Origin of the sequence: Leisingera sp. S232, assembly GCF_049800895.1 — a bacterium.
Lineage (GTDB): Bacteria > Pseudomonadota > Alphaproteobacteria > Rhodobacterales > Rhodobacteraceae > Leisingera.
Genome location: NZ_JBNAFX010000005.1, coordinates 112,271 through 129,854, shown reverse-complemented (window position 1 = coordinate 129,854; position 17,584 = coordinate 112,271). Strand labels below are relative to the sequence as shown.

Genomic DNA, 17,584 nt, shown 5'->3' with positions numbered 1-17,584 from the left:
CCATTGGGGCCGCAGGGACGGGGTATTGTGCCGCCTTCGTCGCGGCAATTCAATTCCCTCTGCCAGCATTGGGCCGGGTAAAAATCGTGTTATCGCTAACATGGATGCGAGATGGGGGCCATAGAAATTTTCACAGATTTCTGTCAGGCGGATTGGGAGATGCATTCAGAACAGTCAGCGATGCTCGTCGGCGGCTGTAAATTTGATCAAATATTGCCCGGACGGGCCACAGCGGCTAAGTATGGCGGAGCGAATGCGTTATCTGTTCGAAAGGAATGGTCATGAGCCCGCTGGCAGGCCTTAAAGTGGTGGAACTTGCGCGTATCCTTGCGGGGCCCTGGATTGGACAGTCACTCGCGGATCTGGGTGCAGATGTGGTCAAAGTGGAAAGTCCAGATGGCGATGACACTCGCAAATGGGGGCCACCATTCATCGAGCGGGACGGTGACAGGTCGGCGGCTTACTTCTATGCCGCCAACCGGGGCAAGGCGTGTGTTACCGCCGATTTCCGCACTGAAGAGGGCAGACAGGTGGTAATCGGTCTGATCCAGGATGCTGATATTCTGATCGAGAACTTCAAGGTGGGCGGGCTGAAGAAATACGGGCTGGACTACGACACGCTCTCAAAGATCAATCCCCGGCTGATCTATTGTTCCGTGACAGGTTTTGGTCAGGACGGCCCTTATGCGGCGCGTGCCGGTTATGACTTCTTGCTGCAAGGGATGTCCGGGCTGATGTCAATCACCGGTGAACCAAACGGACAGCCGCAGAAAGTCGGGGTCGCGATTACGGATATTGTAACAGGGCTCTATGGCACAATCGGTATTCTTGCGGCGGTGGAACAGCGGCACACAACCGGGCGCGGCCAGCATCTGGACATGTCCTTGATGGATTGCGCCACGGCTTTGCTGGCAAATCAGGCGATGAACTATCTGGCGACCGGGGAAAGTCCGCAACGGCTGGGAAATGACCACCCGAATATCGCACCTTATCAGGTCATGGCGGTCAGTGACGGCCATGTGATCCTGGCGGTTGGGAACGACGGCCAGTTTCAACGGCTGTGTGACGTCCTTGGGTTGGCTGAATTGAAATCCGACAGGCGATTTCTGACCAACCAGTTGCGGGTGGCAAACCGCCAAGAGCTGACGGCTCTTCTGGAAGCAGCCCTGCTCGGATGGACACAAGCCGAGCTCCTGTCGGCGCTGGAGGCGGCAACCGTGCCAGCGGGTCCAATCAACACAATCAGCCAGGCATTTGAGGATCCGCAGATGAGACACAGACAAATGCAAATAGCGCCAGAAGGCGTGCCGGGTGTGCGCGGGCCATGGAAGTTTTCCGATGCGGAGCTTGCGCTGGAAAAAACAGCGCCGAAACTGCCGGAATAGCTGCCGCATCAATCATCGCGTTTCCGCAAAGCTGTGGCTGCGATTGCATTGGCGTGAGAAAGCACACTTTGCAGCGGCCGTGGTTTGGGTGAAAATGCGGACACAGCTGGGCGCAAAAACAACCAAAGGAACAGCCTATGGCCGGAGCGTGCCGCATTATTGAAAATACTTGGATCCCGCTGCCCGATGGGCGCAGGCTTGCCGCCCGAATGTGGCTGCCCGAACATGAGGGAACGTTTCCGGCGATCCTGGAGTATCTGCCCTATCGCAAGCGTGACGGAACCGCACCGCGGGACGAGACCACGCATACCGTCTTTGCCTCCGAAGGCTATGCCTGCCTGCGGGTGGACATCGCCGGCACCGGTGACAGCGAAGGGGTGTTTGATGATGAATACTCCGAGCAGGAGCTGAGTGATGGCGAGGCGGTGCTGCAATGGATTGCGGCGCAGCCCTGGTGCACTGGCAGTATCGGCATGATCGGCATCAGCTGGGGCGGTTTCAACGGGCTGCAGCTGGCGTGCCGCCGCCCCGAAGCGTTGAAGGCAGTGGTCTCGGTGGCCTCAACCGTGGACCGCTATGCTGACGATATTCATTACATGGGCGGTTGCCTGCTCAGCGACAATGCCAATTGGGGCAGCCAGATGTTTGCCTATCAGTCCCGCCCTGCAGATCCGGAGCACCGGCCGGACTGGCGCGAGGATTGGATCAGGCGGATCGAAGATATGCCGTTTATGTCGGCAGAATGGCTGCGGCGGCAGACACGCGGGGGGTTCTGGAAACATGGCTCGGTCTGCGAGGATTGGAGCGCCATCCAGGCGCCGGTGCTGGCGATCACCGGCTGGGCAGATGCCTATGTGAACGCGCCGCCCGCGCTGGCGGCAAATCTGACAGTTCCCGCCAAAGCGATGATCGGCCCGTGGGAGCACCGTTATGCCCATATTGCCAAGCTGGACCCGGCGGATTTCCATGGCGAGGTGCTGGCCTGGTTCGGCAAATGGCTGAAAGGTGAAGAGACAGGGGCAGACGATCTGCCGGACTACCGCGTCTATATTCAGGAGCATTTCAACCCGACCATGCAGAACAAGCCGCGCCAGGGGCGCTGGGCAGCAGAGGCCGCTTGGCCCTCTCCCAATGTGCAGGAACGGGTGATGCATCTGGGGGAAGCTGAGCTGGCAGAAGGCGCCACAAGCGGCACAGTGGTGGTCAGCAGCCCGGCAACGGTGGGGCAGGCGGGCGGTTATTTCTGTCCCGGTATGCGGTTTGACAATGAACTGGCAGGTGATCAGGCCGGGGATGACAGATTGTCTGCCTGTTTTGACACGGCGCCTTTGGCGGTGCCGCTGGAATTGCTGGGCCGGCCGCGGGTGAAGATTGCCTTCTCGGTGGACAAGCCGGTTGCGCAACTGGCGGCGCGGCTGTGCGATGTATCGCCCGAGGGCGTGTCGCAGCGGATTACCTTCAGGGCGCTGAACCTCGCCTGCCGGAACGGGTTCGAGGCGCCGGAGATTCTGGTGCCCGGAGAGCGTTACGAGGCGGAGATTGAACTCAACGAATGCGCCCACCGCCTGCAGCCAGGGCATGTGCTGCGGCTGGCGCTGTCAACGTCTTATTGGCCGATTGTCTGGCCTGCGCCAGAAGCCGCGGAAGTGACGCTGCATTTGGAAGGCTGTACGCTGGTGTTGCCGGAACGCAGGGTTGCGGTGGAAATCGATCCGCAAAACCCCGGGCCGCCGCGCGACTACCCGCTGCTGAAATCGGGGAACCTGCGAGAGGCAGGCGGCAGCTCCAAGACCTGGACCCGCGAGGATGGGGCGCTGGTGCTGGACACCTTTGACGACTATGGCAAATCCGTGGATCCATATCATGGCATGTGCGTTGGCAGCCATGTTGCGATGCACTATGAGGTGCATCCCGATGACCCGGCGACGGCTGCCTTTGCCAGCAACTGGAATTTCGAGTTCGAGCGCGGCAGTTGGCAGGTCTCAATCGATACCGAGAACAAGATGACCTGCGATAGGGAGAACTTCTACCTCTGGCGCAGGGTCACTGCCTATGAAGGTGCCAGCAAGGAAGTTGTGCTGAGCAAAGAGTGGCAGGAGACCATTCCGCGCGGGCTTCTGTAAAAGCTGCTGGGCGCTGTTGAGGCCCGGGAAATCGCCCGGACCTCCAGGATCAGAAGTCGAGGCCCAGATCCAATGTGCAGGCCGAATGGGTGAGCGCGCCGGAGGAAATATAATCAACCCCGGTGGCGGCCACTTCGGCGATACGTTCCAGCCGCATGTTGCCGGAGGCTTCGGTCATCACGTGGCCCTTGGCCATTTCCACGGCCTTGATCAGGGTGGGGGTGTCCATATTGTCCAGAAGCACCACATCGGCACCGCCAGTAGTGATGACCTCCGCCAGCTGGTCCAGGGTGTCGACTTCGATCTCCACCTTCATCATGTGGCTGACAGAGGCCTTGGCGGCCTCGAGAACGGCGCGCGCACCGCCTGCGGCAGCGATATGGTTATCCTTGATCAGGATCGCATCCGACAGGCCGAAACGGTGATTGTAGCCGCCGCCGTGCAGCACGGCCTGTTTCTCGGCAATCCGCAGACCCGGCGTGGTCTTGCGGGTGCAGGTGATGCGGGTGGCAGTATCTTTGGTCTCGGCGACGAATGCGGCAGTCAGGGTAGCGATGCCGGTGAGGCGCCCGGCAAAGTTCAGCGCCACGCGTTCACCTGACAGGATCGAAGCGGCTGAGCCTTCGATGGTCATCAGCGTGTCGCCCTTTTTGCAAGATGAGCCATCGGGCAGGAGAGTTTCGATCTTCAGCCCGGCATCTACCAAGTGGAACGCAATGCGGGCGATCTGCATGCCGGAGACCACGCCGGCCTCGCGGGCGTTCAGCCGGGCGGAATAGGTGGCAGAAGCCGGGATCACCGCGCGGGTGGTGACGTCGCCGTTCTGGCCCAGATCTTCCATCAGTGCGGATCGCACCATCGGTTCCAGGATCAGATCGGGCAGGGTGGCGAATTGGGTGCTCATGTCAGCTCCTCTTGAACCTTGGCGCGAATGGCCATGGCCTCATTCAGGGTGAGGCGGGTGCGATGCGCCTGTGCCGGGTCGGTCTCGGGGAAGTCGTCGCGGAAGTGGCCGCCGCGGCTTTCCTCACGTTTGAGCGCAGCCGCAGCGATCAGCGTGGCGGTGGCGCACATATTGAGGAAGTTCTCGTCTGTGGCCTGTTCATCCTCAAGCCGGGCGATGGTGGCGAGTGCCTGTTTTAGGCCAGAAGCCGTACGCCGGACGCCCGCATGGGCGGTCATGGCTTCGCGCAGGGATTTCACAGCGGCGGAGGCAAGTTCCTGGCCGCCTTCCGGAAACTTTGGGCGGATCTCGTCGGCTGTTGCAGGCAGGTCCAGGCCGCCGATATCCTGCGCTGCGTTACGGGCATAGACCAGCGCTTCCAGCAGGCCGTTTGATGCAAGCCGGTTGGCGCCGTGCAAGCCGGTAGAAGAGGCTTCGCCGCAGACCCAGAGGTTGGCCAGGCTGGTGCGGCCCTGAAGATCGGCCTCGACACCGCCCATGTGATAATGGGCGGCGACGGCAACGGGGATCGGCTGTGCCACCGGGTCGATGCCTGCGCGGGTGCAGGTTTCGGCGACGGTGGGGAACCGGGTCAGAACCTCGGCGCCAAGGGCCTCGCGGGTGTCGAGCATCGGGCGGCGGCCGCCTTGTGTTTCGGCAAAGATCGCGCGGGCGACAATATCACGGGGAGCTAGTTCAGCATCCGGGTGCGCCGAGACCATAAAACGCTCGCCATCCGCGTTGATCAGGACCGCACCCTCGCCGCGCAGAGCTTCGGTGGCCAGCGGAGCCGGATCTTCGCCGATATCAAAAGCGGTGGGGTGGAATTGCACGAATTCGGGGTCAGCGATGCGGGCGCCGGCACGGGCGGCAAAGCCGATCACCTGGCCGCGGATGCGGGGCGGATTGGTTGTGTGGGCAAAAAGCCCGCAAGAGCCGCCGCCTGCCAGAAGCACACCGGGGCATTTGATCAGCACCGAAGCGGAAGCGGCATCGGCGCGGCTGATCCAGATGCCGGTGACGGCTTGCCCTTCTGTTTCCAGCCGTACGGCTTGGGTGTTTTCCAGCACTTGGATTGAGGGCTCGGCCTGCACGGCGGTAATCAGCGATTGCATGATCCGATCACCGGCCTGATCGCCTTTCACCCGCACCACGCGGGCGGCGGAATGGGCGGCTTCGCGGCTCATCACATAGTTTCCGTCGGGGTCGCGGTCGAAGGGCGTGCCAAGCTCTGTCAGGTCAAGGATGTGTTCGCGGGCCAGCCGGGTGACCATCGCGGCAACCTCTGCGTCGACGGTGCCAGCACCAGCCAGCAGAGTGTCGCCCGCATGGGCTTCGGGTGTATCCGTGTTTGCCATCGCCGCAGCAACGCCGCCCTGCGCCCAGGCAGAGCTTGCCCCTTCGCCCAGAGTTTCCGGCGAGATCACCAGCACCGGTCGCGGCGCCAGTTCAAGTGCGGCGTAAAGTGCGCCCAGACCTGCGCCGGCAATAACGATACGGCCGGTTTCAATCACTGGTCAGATGCCCAGTTTCTGGCTGAGGTCGATCATCCGCTGCACCGCAATGCGCGCCTTGTCGGCCACTACTGGATCGACCTCGACCGGTTCGGACATGGTGTGCAGCGACCACAGGATCTTCTCCAGGGTGATCTTTTTCATGTAGGGGCACATGTTGCAGGGGCCGACGAATTCCACCTCAGGCAGTTGGTCGGCAATGTTCGACGCCATCGAGCATTCGGTGATCAGCAGCGCCTTTTCCGGCTTTTCGTCGGTCACATATTTGACGATGCCGCTGGTGGAGCCAGAGAAGTCTGCCTCGGCCACTACATCCGGGGGGCATTCCGGGTGGGCGATCAGGCGGGTGCCCGGATTCCATTCGCGGAAATCGCGCAGATCCTGGGCAGTGTACTGCTCGTGCACGATGCAGGAGCCTTCCCACCAGACGATGTTCTTTTGCGGCACCAGATTGGCGATGTTCTGCGCCAGATACTGGTCCGGGGTCATGATGATGGTGTCTTCTTCCAGTGCGGCCACAATCTGGGCTGCGTTGGAGGAAGTGCAGCAGATGTCAGAGGCTGCCTTCACCTCGGCGGTGGTGTTCACATAGGTGACCACTGGTGCGCCGGGGTAGCGGCGGCGCATCTCTGCAACACCCTCGGCGGTGATCGATTCCGCCAGCGAACAGCCAGCCTCCATATCGGGGATCAGAACGGTTTTGTCCGGGCTGAGGATCTTGGAGGTTTCGGCCATGAAGTGAACGCCGCATTGCACAATCACGTCAGCCTCGACACGGGTGGCCTCGATCGCCAGCTGCAGGCTGTCGCCAACTACGTCCGAGATGCCGTGGTAAATTTCCGGCGTCATGTAGTTATGCGCCAGGATCACCGCATTGCGCTGCTTTTTCAGTTCTAGAATCGCCGCAACATAAGGCGCATGGGTGACCCATTCGACAGGGTTCACGACCCGGTCCATTCGGCCATAAATGTCTGCCATTTTCTCGGCAAGAGCCGGATTCGGCGCCAAATCATAATGGTTGGCGAGCTGATCCCGCATGGATTGCAGGTCGAACATGGCGTTTCCTCAAAGTTGCATCCGGGGTGACACTTTGGGCGCGGTTTGTTTCACGTTCATATCGCGCACGCAAGCGCGTGCAGGCGGATTTGCAGCCAAATGCGGTGATTTGGCGCTAACAGTCGGCAAGGTTTTTTGAGCCTTTGCCATCTGTTAGTGCGGCAGGCGGGCTTTTTTGTCCGCTGCAGGCGGCGGACAGTTGAAATATGATGGTCAAAGCAGCCATTTTCCAGTGGCCTGCCGTTTTTGACTGTTCCAATGCCTTGTCCTGTGATTTTGAAATCGGGCAGCAGGTGTTAGACCGCGCAAGCGTTAGGGCCGAAGGGAGCAAGCCGGGCGGGATGGATGATCTGTGGGCAGGACTGAGCCAGGCCTTCTGGTTGCTGGTCACACTGGACGCGGATCTGGTGGAAATTACCCTGCGGTCGCTGCGGGTGACTCTGACAGCGCTGGCCATTGCCTGTGTGATCGCCTTGCCGCTGGCGGCCTTTCTGGCGGTGCGCCGGTTCCGGGCGCGCCGGGCCACAATTGCTGTTCTGAATGCGTTGATGGGGCTGCCACCGGTGGTGGTTGGCTTGGTCGTCTATGTGTTTCTGTCGCGTGCCGGGCCGTTTGGAGTATTCGGCCTGCTGTTTACGCCCACGGCTATGATCATTGCACAAGTGATCATCGTGGTGCCGCTGGTGGCCTCTATTGCCCATCAGTCGCTCAGGGAACTGTGGAGCGACTATCACGATTTGCTGATCTCGATGAATGCAACCCAGCTGCAGCGCATCCAGGCATTGCTGTGGGACGGGCGGCGGGCGCTGCTGACGGCGGCGCTTGCGGGCTTTGGCCGGGCCATTGGAGAAGTCGGGGCGATTATGGTGGTGGGCGGCAATATCGATCATGCCACCCGTGTGCTGACGACGGCGATTGCGTTGGAGACCGGCAAGGGTGAGTTCGCCATGGCGCTGGGTCTGGGCTTTGTGCTGATCGCCTTGGCGATTGCGGTGAACCTGTGCATCCATTGGCTGGGCCGTACCGAGAGCGAGGGGCGCTGGTGATGCAGATGTTCCCGCTGGTAGCCAAAGGCGCGCAGGTGCGCCGCCGCGGCAAGGTGCTGGTTGGTCCGGTTGACCTGACTTTGGGCGGGCAGGGGACGTCGATTGTGATTGGCCCCAACGGTGCGGGCAAGACAACGCTGCTGAAGATGCTGCACGGGATCGTGCGGATGAATGGCGGCAGCCTCAATTGGGCCTGTCCGCTGGAGGAAGCGCAGAAGCGGCAGGCCTTTGTGTTCCAGACCCCGGTGATGCTGCGGCGCACGGTGATCGACAATGTCGCCTACCCTTTGCGGCTGACCGGCGTGGGGCGCAAGGACGCGCGGGAACGGGCGGCGGATTGGGCCTCTCGGGTTGGGCTGGGAGAGATCCTGCAGCGTCAGGCCACCATGCTTTCAGGGGGCGAACGGCAGAAACTGGCGCTGGCACGCGCGCTTGTCCGAGAACCGGATGTTCTGTTTCTCGATGAACCCTGCGCGGCTCTTGACGGCCGCGCCACCCGCGAGATCGAAGAAATCCTGGCGCAAGCTTCGGACAATGGCACCAGGCTGATCATGTCCACCCACAACATGGGGCAGGCCCGGCGGCTGGCAGATGAGGTGATCTTTGTCCTTGGCGGCCGCATTCACGAATTCAGCCCGGCGAAACCTTTTTTTGCTGGGCCCGGAACCTCTCAGGGACGCGCATTTCTGAACGGAGATATTGTCGAATGAAACGTTTGATTTTGGCTGCTGCTGCCACCGCAGCGCTGGCCACGGCCGGTTTGGCGGAAGAGATGAAGATGGCGGTGACCACTTCATTCCACAATTCCGGCCTGGCAGAGGTGCTGCTGCCGGAAATCAAGAAAGATCTGAATCTGGACGTGCACTTGCTGGTTGTTGGGACCGGCCAGGCGATCCGCTTGGGTGAAGCGGGAGACGTGGATGCGATTCTGGTGCATTCGAAGAATGCTGAGGAGGCGTTCCTGGCGGCTGGGCATGGCACCCACCGACGCGAAATCATGTACAATGATTTTGTGTTCATCGGACCCAAAGAGGATGCAGCTAGCATAGCAGATGCTGAAGATGCTGCGGAGGCGCTGAAGAGGATTGCAAATGCTGAAGCGTCCTTTGTCAGTCGCGGTGATGACAGCGGCACGCATAAGAAAGAGCTGAACCTGTGGGCGTCTGCCGGGTTGAATACCGAGGCTTTCGGTCCTTGGTACCGCGCAGTCGGCGCCGGCATGGGGGCGGCTCTCAATACGGCTTCGGGTATGGATGGCTACATCATGTCAGACCGGGCGAGCTGGCTGAACTTTGGCAACAAAGGCGGGCTGGCGCTTCTTTTCGCGGGTGATCCGGTTCTGTTCAACCAATACGCCTTTATCCCGGTGAATCCCCAGATGCATAGTCACGTAAAAGACGGGCTGGCCACGCGTCTGGAAGAATGGCTGGTTTCCGACAAGGCCAAAATGTTGATCAACACCTATATGATCAATGGAGAAGCGCTGTTTGTTTTCAACGCTGAGCAGTAACGCGTCAGGGTGACACCTGCCCATTCCGGCTGTCAGGGATACGCCGAACAGCCGGGGTGGGCCGCGCTTTAACCGGACAGGGGATAGCGGTGGATCAGATGGAACTTACCGTCATCGGCCTCGCCCACTAGCGCCAGATCCCGGATTTCAAATGGGGCGGGCAGAAGCGGCACAAGATGTGTGTTCAGTATTTCCTCCACCGCAGGCAGTTCTGGCTTGGGCAGCCGGCCTGTCAGAGTGATGTGAAAGCGGAACTGGTCCAGCACATGAGGATAGCCCCAGCGGGTAAGGTTCGCTTCCTGTTGCGGTGTCAGGCCAATGGTGCGGCGGCGGTCCAGCTCGGCTTTGGGCGCAGGCGCGCGGAATTGGTCGAGTTCTGTGACGCAGGCAGCAGCCAGTGTTTTCAACGCAGTCTGATCCCCGGCTGGACGCAGAGCCAGAAATCGGCCGAACCGGGCCAGTTGCAGTCCGTCTAGCGCAACAGGCCCCAGGGTGGCCGCCAATGCAGCACAGGCATCTTCCAGCCCGGATTGCGCCTGACCATCCGCAAGGCGCATCGGAGGTTTCATCGTTGCGTGCAGCCCGTATCTGCCCGGTACGGCCGTGATGGCAGCGACATCCAGCCCGGTCCCTGTCGGGTGTGCCAGAGTCCTACCTGTGTCCATGTCCCAGCCCAGCCAGCTGGCAGCAAACCGGCTCCAGTCCGCATCGGCGGGTGGGGCGTAATAGATCGCATATCGCGTGAATGTCACGTTGGCCTCCTCGGCGTGGCCTTACATGTCTTGAAAGATGTGAAGTTCAGATGACAGATGAATGGATCCTTGCCAATGCCACGCTTGTTCTGTCGGCTGAAGTCTGCGCCTGATCTGCGGCCGGTCGCCTTCGGGACATGTCGCCGAGGATGAGCTGACAGCGGGCGGCTGGAGCCGGAAAAGCCTGTGGCATGATCATCAAGGCAGGCCTCTGGCCCTCCGCCGCGGCTGGTCGCGCGGGGGCTGCGCGTCACTTGACCTGATGGAACTTGACCTGATGGAAAATGCAACCACGCCTGCGGAGCCGCGCCGTAAGTGTGGCTTGTTCCTAGTCTGGGCGAACGTCGATCAGCCTGAGCGGTAAAACATGTAACGCCCGGGCGGGATGTCCTGGGGCCCGCTGAGTTCATCGAAACCGGTCAATGGCTGGCCGGAAACGATAACACCGCCCGGTGTCATGACCTTGGCAATGGCCGACGACAGGGCGGTGGCCTCGGCCACGTCCTTTTCTTTGACACCGAAACCGAAGTCGTAATGTGCCAGAGCAATTTTGTGTCCTTCGGCGGCCAGCTGTTTCAGCATTGGACGTGCTTCGCCCTGCAGGAAATCCTGCTCTGGCGGGATGCAAGAAGGGTGGCATTGCAGCACCCGGTCGATTACCCAGATCCGGCGGTCGGGGAGGGTTTCGCGCAGGTGATCGTATGTCCGCCCGTTGCCAAGTCCCATGTCCAAGACGTCACCGTCCATTCCACTGATCTGTGCAGCGGCCCAGTTCAGTCCATCGCGCTGGGCTGTTAGACGGCGCAGCATGGAATCAAGACGGCTCATTCAGGACATCCTTTCATCATAGATCCAGGCCTCTCCCGGACCATCCAGCAGGTGTTTCGCCAGGGCCGCTGTAAAAGACCAGATGGCTTCGTCATGCACCAGGTGATGGGTCAGCAGCCCAAAGGGCTCTGTGTTGTCCGTCTCACCCAGCCGCCGGTCACGCAATTGGCGCGTTACTTGTGCGATCAGTTTCTGCGGAGTCAATAGGCCGCGGCCGCCCTTCCAGTCAATCGGGTCCAGATGGGTGTTGACGCGCAGCAGTCCAGATGCGGGCTTGGCAGATGTGCGGGGGGCGAAGGTGGAGACTGCCGTGTACCCGGCCCCGGCAAGCCAGGTCAGCATCTCTGGCGAGATCCGGTTCCATGGCGGCACGAACATCGGACGCAAGCTGTTTCCAAACAGTTCTTGCAATGCGCTCAAGCCGTGTTCTGCGTCGTCCAAAAGTTCTTCCAGCGGACGGTGCGTGCCGAATTCGGCCTTCTTTTCTCCGGCGGGGGCGTGGTTTTGATGCGCCCAGCCGTGAACCACAGGGATCAGGTGCGGATGGCTGGCAACAAAGCGGGCCAAGTCAGGCGTTGCCCCCTGCGGGATCACGGCCAGATGCACCGGCAGATCCAGTTCAGCAGACAGCTCTGTCAAGCGATCCAGTTCTGCTGATTGAGACATTGCATCGTCGTCCCGCCACCACAGAGGCAGCGTAAGGCCTGCGTCCTGCCACTGCTCCAGTTCCTGCTCCAGACTACTCCAATCCGGTGTCATCCCCGCCCTCCCGTAAGCTCTGCGGCAATCTCCACACTCCGGGCGGCTCCGTCAAACCTGAAACCGCCAGAAAGGCGCGGCGGCGCTTGCATTGCCGCCTTGACCGCAGCGCATAGCCTCTCTGGGTTGAGCTGTTCAGTCTTGATGACTTGAATGCCATTCAAGGGAGAGAGACTGGCGGCCCGCAGTCCTTGTTCTGTCTCATTGCCAGCATCAAAGGGGATCAAAACGGCCGGTGTCCCCGCCTGCAGAAGGTCCAGCGCTGTGTTGTAGCCGCACATGCTGACAGAGGCCGCAGCATGGGAGAGCATCTGCCGGAAGTCCTTGCGGGCGGGTTCCAAAAGAGCAGGAGAGCCTGCCTTGGCAAATTCCGCAATCCGCTCGCGGGAATCTGCGCCGCCAATCAGCAGCCGCCAAGGCGTGTCAGGCATCCGTCTGGCGGCTTCAAGTGCGCAAAGGTAAAGCGGCGTGCCAACGCTGCCGCCGCCTGCACTGACCAGCACCTCGCCCTTGCCGGCTGCGAGCGGGTGGGGGCCAGCGGCGGCTGGCGCGACATAGCCGGTGTAGCGTAATTTCTCTGCCAGCATGCTGGAGACTGGCCAGCTGGTTTCCAGCCGGGTGGCACCCGGGTCGGAGTGCACCAGAACCGCGTCGTAGTACTGCCCGATGATGGCATCGGCTTTTGCTGCTTTTTCGGGATTGGACGGCGGCGCAAGGATGTCGCGAATAGAGGACAGGACGACTGGCCGCTGCTTCATTGCGCAGGCAGCATCCAGCAACGCCAGAAATTCCTTGCGCAGCGAACGGCGGCCAAAAGGATAAAGCTCCGTCAGCAGCACGTCAGGCTGTAAATCCTGCAAGGCAGCACAAAGTGCAGATTGACGGCGGGAAAAGTAGTCAGCATTCGCAGGTAAACCGTCTTCTGCTAGCAGCCTGGTGAAATTCACGCCATCTGATCGCAGCGGTGGCAGCTGAATCAGCTCAATGCCTTCGGCGTTGAGATGCGGCGCCGGAAACCCGCCAGTTACGACCTGCACTTTGTGGTCCGCTGCAAGGAAGGCCCGGGCCAGGGTCAAGGCCCGAGCCAAGTGGCCGGTGCCCAGCAGATGTGTGACTGCAATGAGGACTTTCATAATGTATCCCTGCGGTGCAGCCGCACCGGATCCGCCAAAGGATTGAGACCCGATCCGCTGATCTCCACGACGAACAGACGGTTGCGCTTGATTCGAAAGGGGGCGGGACCGATAAAGTTCCAGCCATGCGCCCGAGCCAGTATCATCCGCATGATGCCGATATGGCAGACAGCAATGCTGTCCCGAGTCAGGCTGGCAAGCCAGGGTTCAAGACGGTCCCATACCTCTGCCGGTGTCTCGCCGCCTGGCGGGCGGTAATCCCAGCCCCAGTTTTCAATATCCCGAAAGCCGCTGCCGGGATCTGCCTTCAAGTCCAGGCCATGCAGCCCCTCCCAGTCGCCCCAGTTCATTTCAATCAGTTCGGGTGCTGTGCGGGGTTTTCGTCCGGCAACCAGCTCTGCGGTTTCCGACGCACGCATCAGAGTGCTGGACCAGAGCTCTGCTTGCTGCCAGCCAGCGGGCAGGGCGTAGCTGCGCAGTTCCGCGCGGGCTGCCTCGTCCAGTGGGATGTCACTGCGGCCTTGAATGCGGCCAGCGCGGTTCCAGTCAGTGTGTCCGTGGCGGAGAAGGGCAAGGCGGATCACGGTGTCTCCATCAGCGGCAGGACGGTTTCCCAGAAGCGCCTGGCGGCGGCGGGTGCGAGATGGCTGTTTGAAATGAATTCACGCGCATCCCGGGCAGTTTCGTTGCGCACCGGCGGGTTTGCAAGCAGATGACTGATCATTGATGCAAGTGCTGGCGCCCCGCCTTCCGGAGCTGGGTAAGTCCTGGGAAGCAGCACGTCCCGTACGCCGGGCCGGTCCTGGGCGACGACGGGCAGGCCATGGGCCTGTGCTTCCAGGTAGACCATGCCAAAGGCTTCATTTACGCCGGGCCACAGAAACAGACTGGCCTTTGCATAGGCTGCGGCCAGTTCTGTGCGGGTCAGCTGGCCACGGAAGCGGACTTTTTCGCCAAAGGGAGCCATCAGTGTTTCGACTTCTGCACGTGCGGGGCCATCGCCGGCAATCTCCAGGCGCCAATCGCCTGCAAGATAAGTCAAGGTTTCGGCGATGATGCGATAGGACGCTAGCTTGTCACCCGCCCGCATCATGCCGGCCGCCAGCATTGGCCCCGCCAACACGGAGGCTTCGGGCAGTTCCGTTACCGGCAGGAAAGGTGGCAAATGAGCGATGCTTTGGTTCCCGCAGCGGTCGCGCTCCAGGGCAAAGCGGTCCTGCTCGGTAAAGTAAAACACCGCGTCAGCAGCATCAGCAGCCAAATGCGCGGCCTTGGCGAATTCTGTCCATGGGCCGGTCAGGCGTTTTTTGGCGCGGGTGGATTCAATTTGGACATAGGGGATGCCTCGGGCGTGGGCGACGGCAGGGCCGATCAGATCAGGGGCTTTGTAGTAGTTGTGGTATGTGACCCAAAGGTCCGCCTCCCCCATTTGTGCGATCAAATTGGCGGTCTCTGTTTGCGCTTTGGCGCGCAGGGCGATTTGGTTTTGGGGGGTGCCGTGCTTGTCATAGATCCTCAGATCAGACGCCAGCTGCACGTCGGCGCCGCTGGCAGCCAGAAGATGCATCAAGTTGCGGGCAACTTCGCGGTCGCCGGACGGCACTGGATGGTGCGGCGGCTTCATCGGTGCGTAGAAGGCGACCCGCTTTCCGGCTCCCGGTTGCATCGGTTTCAGCTGCCTTGAAGCATCGCATTCAGCCGTTTGGACAGCTGAGCGATGCCGGGGTCCATACCGAAGTCCGTGCGCAGTCGGACAAGTGCCGCACCTGCCATTTCTGCGAGTTTCTGCGGCTGGCGCGCAGCATAGAGCAGGGATTCAGCCAGCGCCTCCGGGCTGTCTTCGCTCAGCAGGCCATGGGTGCCGTGATCAATGAATTCTGGGATCGCTGAAACCGGGGTCGACAACATTGGAAGAGCTTGAGACGCGGCTTCCATCAACACGTTGGGAAGCCCGTCCCTGTCGCCGTCTGCAGCCACGCGGCTCGGCAGCACAAATACATCTGACGTGCGCATCGCTGCGACCACTTCGGGCTGGTCGCAAGCCCCGCGCCACGTGATGCGGCTGGCGATGCCTGCATCTTCTGCCATGCCCTGCAGCAGATCGCTCAATCCACCGCCGCCGATATGGGTCCAGTGCCAGTCAAGCCCTGTGGGCAGCAAAGCGAGCGCGGCAATCAAACGGTCAAAGCCCTTTTTTTCAACCAGGCGACCGACGGACATAAAATGAATGGGATCATACGGCAGCCGTGGTTTGCGTTCCGGCGGAGGCGGGAAACGGGTCAGGTCCAGACCGTGATAGACCAGATCAACGCGGTCCGGCGTGTCGGCCAATTCTTGCAGATGCCTGGCGCCAAAGCCGGTGCAGGTGGCGCCGAAATCGGCGCCGTGATGGGCCGCAGAAAGCTTTTCCTTCAGCTCCCAATCCGGCGAGGTCCAGATGTCTTTGGCGTGGGCAGAAAAGCTCCAGGGCAAGCCACGCATGATGGCGGCATAGCGGGCGACCGACGAAGGCGTATGCAAGAAATGGGCATAGAGCCCCAAAACCTCATCAGGCAGTTCCGCCGCCAACACGCAGGCCTGGCCAAAGCGGCGGATGCGGTTGGGGGTGGGGTCACGGCGCAGGTCAGCGCGCCAGATTTCGTAGGCTTCCCCGTATTTGGGCAGTTGCTGAGCAACGGCACGCGCTTGCCAGACGCGCTCCGGTTCTTCGTGCAGATACTCTGGCAGATAGTTCACTTTGGCCTTTATCTGCGTATGCAACGGGTGGCGCTTGACGTCTGTGGGGTGCCGCAGTGGCCAGATTTCCAATGCATGCCCGGCTGCCTCCAAGGCGGCCAGTTCCTGAGCGATAAATGTCTCGGACAGGCGCGGCCAGCCCTTGACCACCACCGCAAGGGGCGGGCGGCAAGTGTTCATTCAGCAGCCTCTTGATGATCGTTCTGAAGCAGGGCGGCGACACGCCGTGTCACATAGTCCAGACCGTCCAGCAGCCCTTCGGAACCGGCAGAAGATGGTGGCGGCTGTGTCGCCAAAGCGCGGATTGCCTGCGCCAAAGCGGGGGCTGTCCACCCGTCCCGGGTTTCATCCAGCATTGTTGTAAGGCCAATCTCCTCAGCCCGGCTGGCGCGTATCCATTGTTCCAGACGCGGGGTGGTGCGGGGCACGATTACAGCGGGTTTGTCAAAGGACAGGACCTCGCAGAACGTATTGTAGCCGCCCATGCAAACAACCCCCTGGGCGCCGGCAAACAGGGTTTCAATCTGGGATTCAAACCCGACTGCGGTGACACGGCCGTTCAAGCGGGCGACACGTTCCTCAAAATCATCCCGCGTCTCGCCCGACAAGAAAGGTCCGTACACCAGTACGGCACGGGGAGAGAGCTCTGGATCGGCCTCATAGGCGGACAGTACTAGATCCACCATCATCTCACCATCGCCGCCGCCGCCGGGAGTGACCAGCAAATAGGGCTGCTCTGGCGGTTCGCCCACTTGGCCCAGATCGCGGCGCAGGTAGCCGGTCCAATGCATCCGGGCCCGCATTTCAGGGGTGAACGGCAGGCCCGCTGCCGGATCATAAACGGATCGCGGACCGTAAACCCAGATTTCATCGTAAAAGTCGCGGGTGGCTTCTACGGCATGTTTGCGCTTCCATTCTGCTGCCAGCACTTCGGGCTCATCCAGAACATCACGCAGACCCAAAACCATCTTGCAGCGTCCACGCGTCTTCAGAAGGTCAAGCGCAGGCATTAGTTCACCACGAAATCCGTTGGGTTCCTTGTCGGCAATCAGGACGTCAGGATCATATTGCTCCACGGTCGAACGGATCAGAGCGGCACGCAGGTCAGCGGTTTCTTCAATGCTCATTCCCATTGTGCGCGACGCATACGAACCGTCTGAGCGCTTGATCACGCCGGGAAGGCGCACATGGTCGACCCGGGTGGGAAAAGAGAACCGTCCGGCAACCGGTGAACCAGTGAGGATCAGTGCTGAGGCGTCTGGGTAAGCAGCGGTTATCGCGCCGGCCAGAGCCCGCGAACGGCGCAGATGCCCAAGGCCAAAAGTGTCGTGGCTATAGAACATAACCCGGGGGCCGCGCTCTGCTGCCTCATCTGGAATTGGAAAGATGCCTGGGTGCGTCATGTGAAAACCTGGAAGGATCGCCGCAGAGCGTGTGACCGCCAGCAGACGGTTGCGCTGCTTGGAAAAGGCCAGCTTTTGCTGCCGCTTGTCTCCGGGCGCGTGCATTCGTGCTCGGCCATCGTTCGCCTCAGTTTGCGTACTCAGTTTGGGTACCCATTGCACATTTGCGGCAAAGGGACGGTCTATATCTACGTTTGCCTATTGCGATCCGGACATTTCTGCCGAGGCGGAGCGTTGCGGCATTCTGCCCACAGGGCAGCTATCCGGATTTGTATAGCCCGGAGACGGTGTGCATGCAATCATGCGACCTTGTTGCATAGTGCACAGCTAAATGCGTTCGCGCCATTTGCGCAACGGGCCAGCAGGTGGTTAATTTGGTTTAAGATTTTAGAAGGA

The 17,584-nt window shown here is 60.9% G+C and carries 16 protein-coding genes; 5 read left to right on the top strand and 11 right to left on the bottom strand.

Going from position 1 to position 17,584, the window contains the following annotated elements:
- Nucleotides 1-281 precede the first annotated feature (281 nt).
- Nucleotides 282-1,385 (top strand): CaiB/BaiF CoA transferase family protein, encoded by a 1,104-nt coding sequence (locus ACP151_RS06050; protein WP_424977962.1) that lies wholly within the window; start codon nucleotides 282-284, stop codon nucleotides 1,383-1,385.
- Nucleotides 1,386-1,522: 137 nt separating this feature from the next.
- Complete coding sequence (locus ACP151_RS06045) at nucleotides 1,523-3,508, top strand: CocE/NonD family hydrolase (protein WP_424977961.1); 1,986 nt, start codon at nucleotides 1,523-1,525, stop codon at nucleotides 3,506-3,508.
- Nucleotides 3,509-3,557: 49 nt separating this feature from the next.
- Here the strand turns inward: ACP151_RS06045 and nadC are convergent, their stop codons facing one another.
- Genes nadC through nadA form a run of 3 tightly spaced genes read right to left on the bottom strand, consistent with a single transcriptional unit; the run spans nucleotide 3,558 to nucleotide 7,021 of the window.
- Nucleotides 3,558-4,412 (bottom strand): carboxylating nicotinate-nucleotide diphosphorylase, encoded by an 855-nt coding sequence (gene nadC, locus ACP151_RS06040; RefSeq protein WP_424977959.1) that lies wholly within the window; start codon nucleotides 4,410-4,412, stop codon nucleotides 3,558-3,560.
- Nucleotides 4,409-5,965 (bottom strand): L-aspartate oxidase, encoded by a 1,557-nt coding sequence (locus ACP151_RS06035; protein WP_424977958.1) that lies wholly within the window; start codon nucleotides 5,963-5,965, stop codon nucleotides 4,409-4,411. Before ACP151_RS06035 ends, nadC begins: the two co-directional genes overlap by 4 nt.
- A 3-nt stretch (nucleotides 5,966-5,968) precedes the next feature.
- Entirely contained in the window at nucleotides 5,969-7,021 is a 1,053-nt protein-coding gene (gene nadA, locus ACP151_RS06030; protein ID WP_424977957.1) for a quinolinate synthase NadA, read from the bottom strand.
- A 341-nt stretch (nucleotides 7,022-7,362) separates the two neighbouring features.
- Here nadA and ACP151_RS06025 point away from each other — a divergent pair, with 341 nt between their 5' ends.
- Genes ACP151_RS06025 through ACP151_RS06015 form a run of 3 tightly spaced genes read left to right on the top strand, consistent with a single transcriptional unit; the run spans nucleotide 7,363 to nucleotide 9,577 of the window.
- Nucleotides 7,363-8,067, top strand: a complete 705-nt coding sequence (locus ACP151_RS06025) for an ABC transporter permease (RefSeq protein ID WP_424977956.1) — start codon at nucleotides 7,363-7,365, stop codon at nucleotides 8,065-8,067.
- On the top strand, nucleotides 8,067-8,777 hold the full coding sequence (locus ACP151_RS06020; protein ID WP_424977955.1) for an ATP-binding cassette domain-containing protein: 711 nt from the start codon (nucleotides 8,067-8,069) through the stop codon (nucleotides 8,775-8,777). Before ACP151_RS06025 ends, ACP151_RS06020 begins: the two co-directional genes overlap by 1 nt.
- Nucleotides 8,774-9,577 carry a substrate-binding domain-containing protein gene (locus ACP151_RS06015; RefSeq protein WP_424977954.1) on the top strand — a complete coding sequence of 268 codons (804 nt, stop codon included), beginning with the start codon at nucleotides 8,774-8,776 and terminating at the stop codon, nucleotides 9,575-9,577. Before ACP151_RS06020 ends, ACP151_RS06015 begins: the two co-directional genes overlap by 4 nt.
- Nucleotides 9,578-9,645: 68 nt before the next feature.
- Here the strand turns inward: ACP151_RS06015 and ACP151_RS06010 are convergent, their stop codons facing one another.
- The 8 genes from ACP151_RS06010 to ACP151_RS05975 form a co-directional block, all read right to left on the bottom strand.
- On the bottom strand, nucleotides 9,646-10,329 hold the full coding sequence (locus tag ACP151_RS06010) for a DUF1045 domain-containing protein (RefSeq protein WP_424977953.1): 684 nt from the start codon (nucleotides 10,327-10,329) through the stop codon (nucleotides 9,646-9,648).
- A 348-nt stretch (nucleotides 10,330-10,677) separates the two neighbouring features.
- Nucleotides 10,678-11,157, bottom strand: a complete 480-nt coding sequence (locus tag ACP151_RS06005; RefSeq protein ID WP_424977952.1) for a class I SAM-dependent methyltransferase — start codon at nucleotides 11,155-11,157, stop codon at nucleotides 10,678-10,680.
- Nucleotides 11,158-11,916 (bottom strand): polysaccharide deacetylase family protein, encoded by a 759-nt coding sequence (locus tag ACP151_RS06000; protein WP_424977951.1) that lies wholly within the window; start codon nucleotides 11,914-11,916, stop codon nucleotides 11,158-11,160.
- The gene (locus ACP151_RS05995) at nucleotides 11,913-13,049 is read right to left on the bottom strand and encodes a glycosyltransferase family protein (protein ID WP_424977950.1); all 1,137 of its coding nucleotides are present in this window, start codon (nucleotides 13,047-13,049) and stop codon (nucleotides 11,913-11,915) included. The genes ACP151_RS06000 and ACP151_RS05995 overlap by 4 nt, the downstream gene beginning before the upstream one ends.
- Nucleotides 13,046-13,633 (bottom strand): histidine phosphatase family protein, encoded by a 588-nt coding sequence (locus tag ACP151_RS05990; RefSeq protein ID WP_424977949.1) that lies wholly within the window; start codon nucleotides 13,631-13,633, stop codon nucleotides 13,046-13,048. Before ACP151_RS05990 ends, ACP151_RS05995 begins: the two co-directional genes overlap by 4 nt.
- Nucleotides 13,630-14,715, bottom strand: coding sequence for a glycosyltransferase family 4 protein (locus tag ACP151_RS05985; RefSeq protein WP_424977948.1), 1,086 nt, complete (start codon nucleotides 14,713-14,715; stop codon nucleotides 13,630-13,632). Before ACP151_RS05985 ends, ACP151_RS05990 begins: the two co-directional genes overlap by 4 nt.
- Before the next feature lie 5 nt (nucleotides 14,716-14,720).
- Nucleotides 14,721-15,965 carry a glycosyltransferase family 4 protein gene (locus ACP151_RS05980; protein WP_424977947.1) on the bottom strand — a complete coding sequence of 415 codons (1,245 nt, stop codon included), beginning with the start codon at nucleotides 15,963-15,965 and terminating at the stop codon, nucleotides 14,721-14,723.
- Nucleotides 15,962-17,188, bottom strand: a complete 1,227-nt coding sequence (locus tag ACP151_RS05975) for a glycosyltransferase family protein (protein WP_424978022.1) — start codon at nucleotides 17,186-17,188, stop codon at nucleotides 15,962-15,964. Before ACP151_RS05975 ends, ACP151_RS05980 begins: the two co-directional genes overlap by 4 nt.
- Nucleotides 17,189-17,584: the final 396 nt, after the last annotated feature.

Bases quoted from the DNA above. Each gene is read 5' to 3' on its own strand.
- ACP151_RS06050 (WP_424977962.1), top strand. From the start codon at position 282: ATGAGCCCGCTGGCAGGCCTTAAAGTGGTGGAACTTGCGCGTATCCTT.
- ACP151_RS06045 (WP_424977961.1), top strand. From the start codon at position 1,523: ATGGCCGGAGCGTGCCGCATTATTGAAAATACTTGGATCCCGCTGCCC.
- nadC (WP_424977959.1), bottom strand. From the start codon at position 4,412: ATGAGCACCCAATTCGCCACCCTGCCCGATCTGATCCTGGAACCGATG.
- nadA (WP_424977957.1), bottom strand. From the start codon at position 7,021: ATGTTCGACCTGCAATCCATGCGGGATCAGCTCGCCAACCATTATGAT.
- ACP151_RS06025 (WP_424977956.1), top strand. From the start codon at position 7,363: ATGGATGATCTGTGGGCAGGACTGAGCCAGGCCTTCTGGTTGCTGGTC.
- ACP151_RS06020 (WP_424977955.1), top strand. From the start codon at position 8,067: ATGCAGATGTTCCCGCTGGTAGCCAAAGGCGCGCAGGTGCGCCGCCGC.
- ACP151_RS06015 (WP_424977954.1), top strand. From the start codon at position 8,774: ATGAAACGTTTGATTTTGGCTGCTGCTGCCACCGCAGCGCTGGCCACG.
- ACP151_RS06005 (WP_424977952.1), bottom strand. From the start codon at position 11,157: ATGAGCCGTCTTGATTCCATGCTGCGCCGTCTAACAGCCCAGCGCGAT.
- ACP151_RS06000 (WP_424977951.1), bottom strand. From the start codon at position 11,916: ATGACACCGGATTGGAGTAGTCTGGAGCAGGAACTGGAGCAGTGGCAG.
- ACP151_RS05995 (WP_424977950.1), bottom strand. From the start codon at position 13,049: ATGAAAGTCCTCATTGCAGTCACACATCTGCTGGGCACCGGCCACTTG.
- ACP151_RS05985 (WP_424977948.1), bottom strand. From the start codon at position 14,715: ATGCAACCGGGAGCCGGAAAGCGGGTCGCCTTCTACGCACCGATGAAG.
- ACP151_RS05980 (WP_424977947.1), bottom strand. From the start codon at position 15,965: ATGAACACTTGCCGCCCGCCCCTTGCGGTGGTGGTCAAGGGCTGGCCG.
- ACP151_RS05975 (WP_424978022.1), bottom strand. From the start codon at position 17,188: ATGACGCACCCAGGCATCTTTCCAATTCCAGATGAGGCAGCAGAGCGC.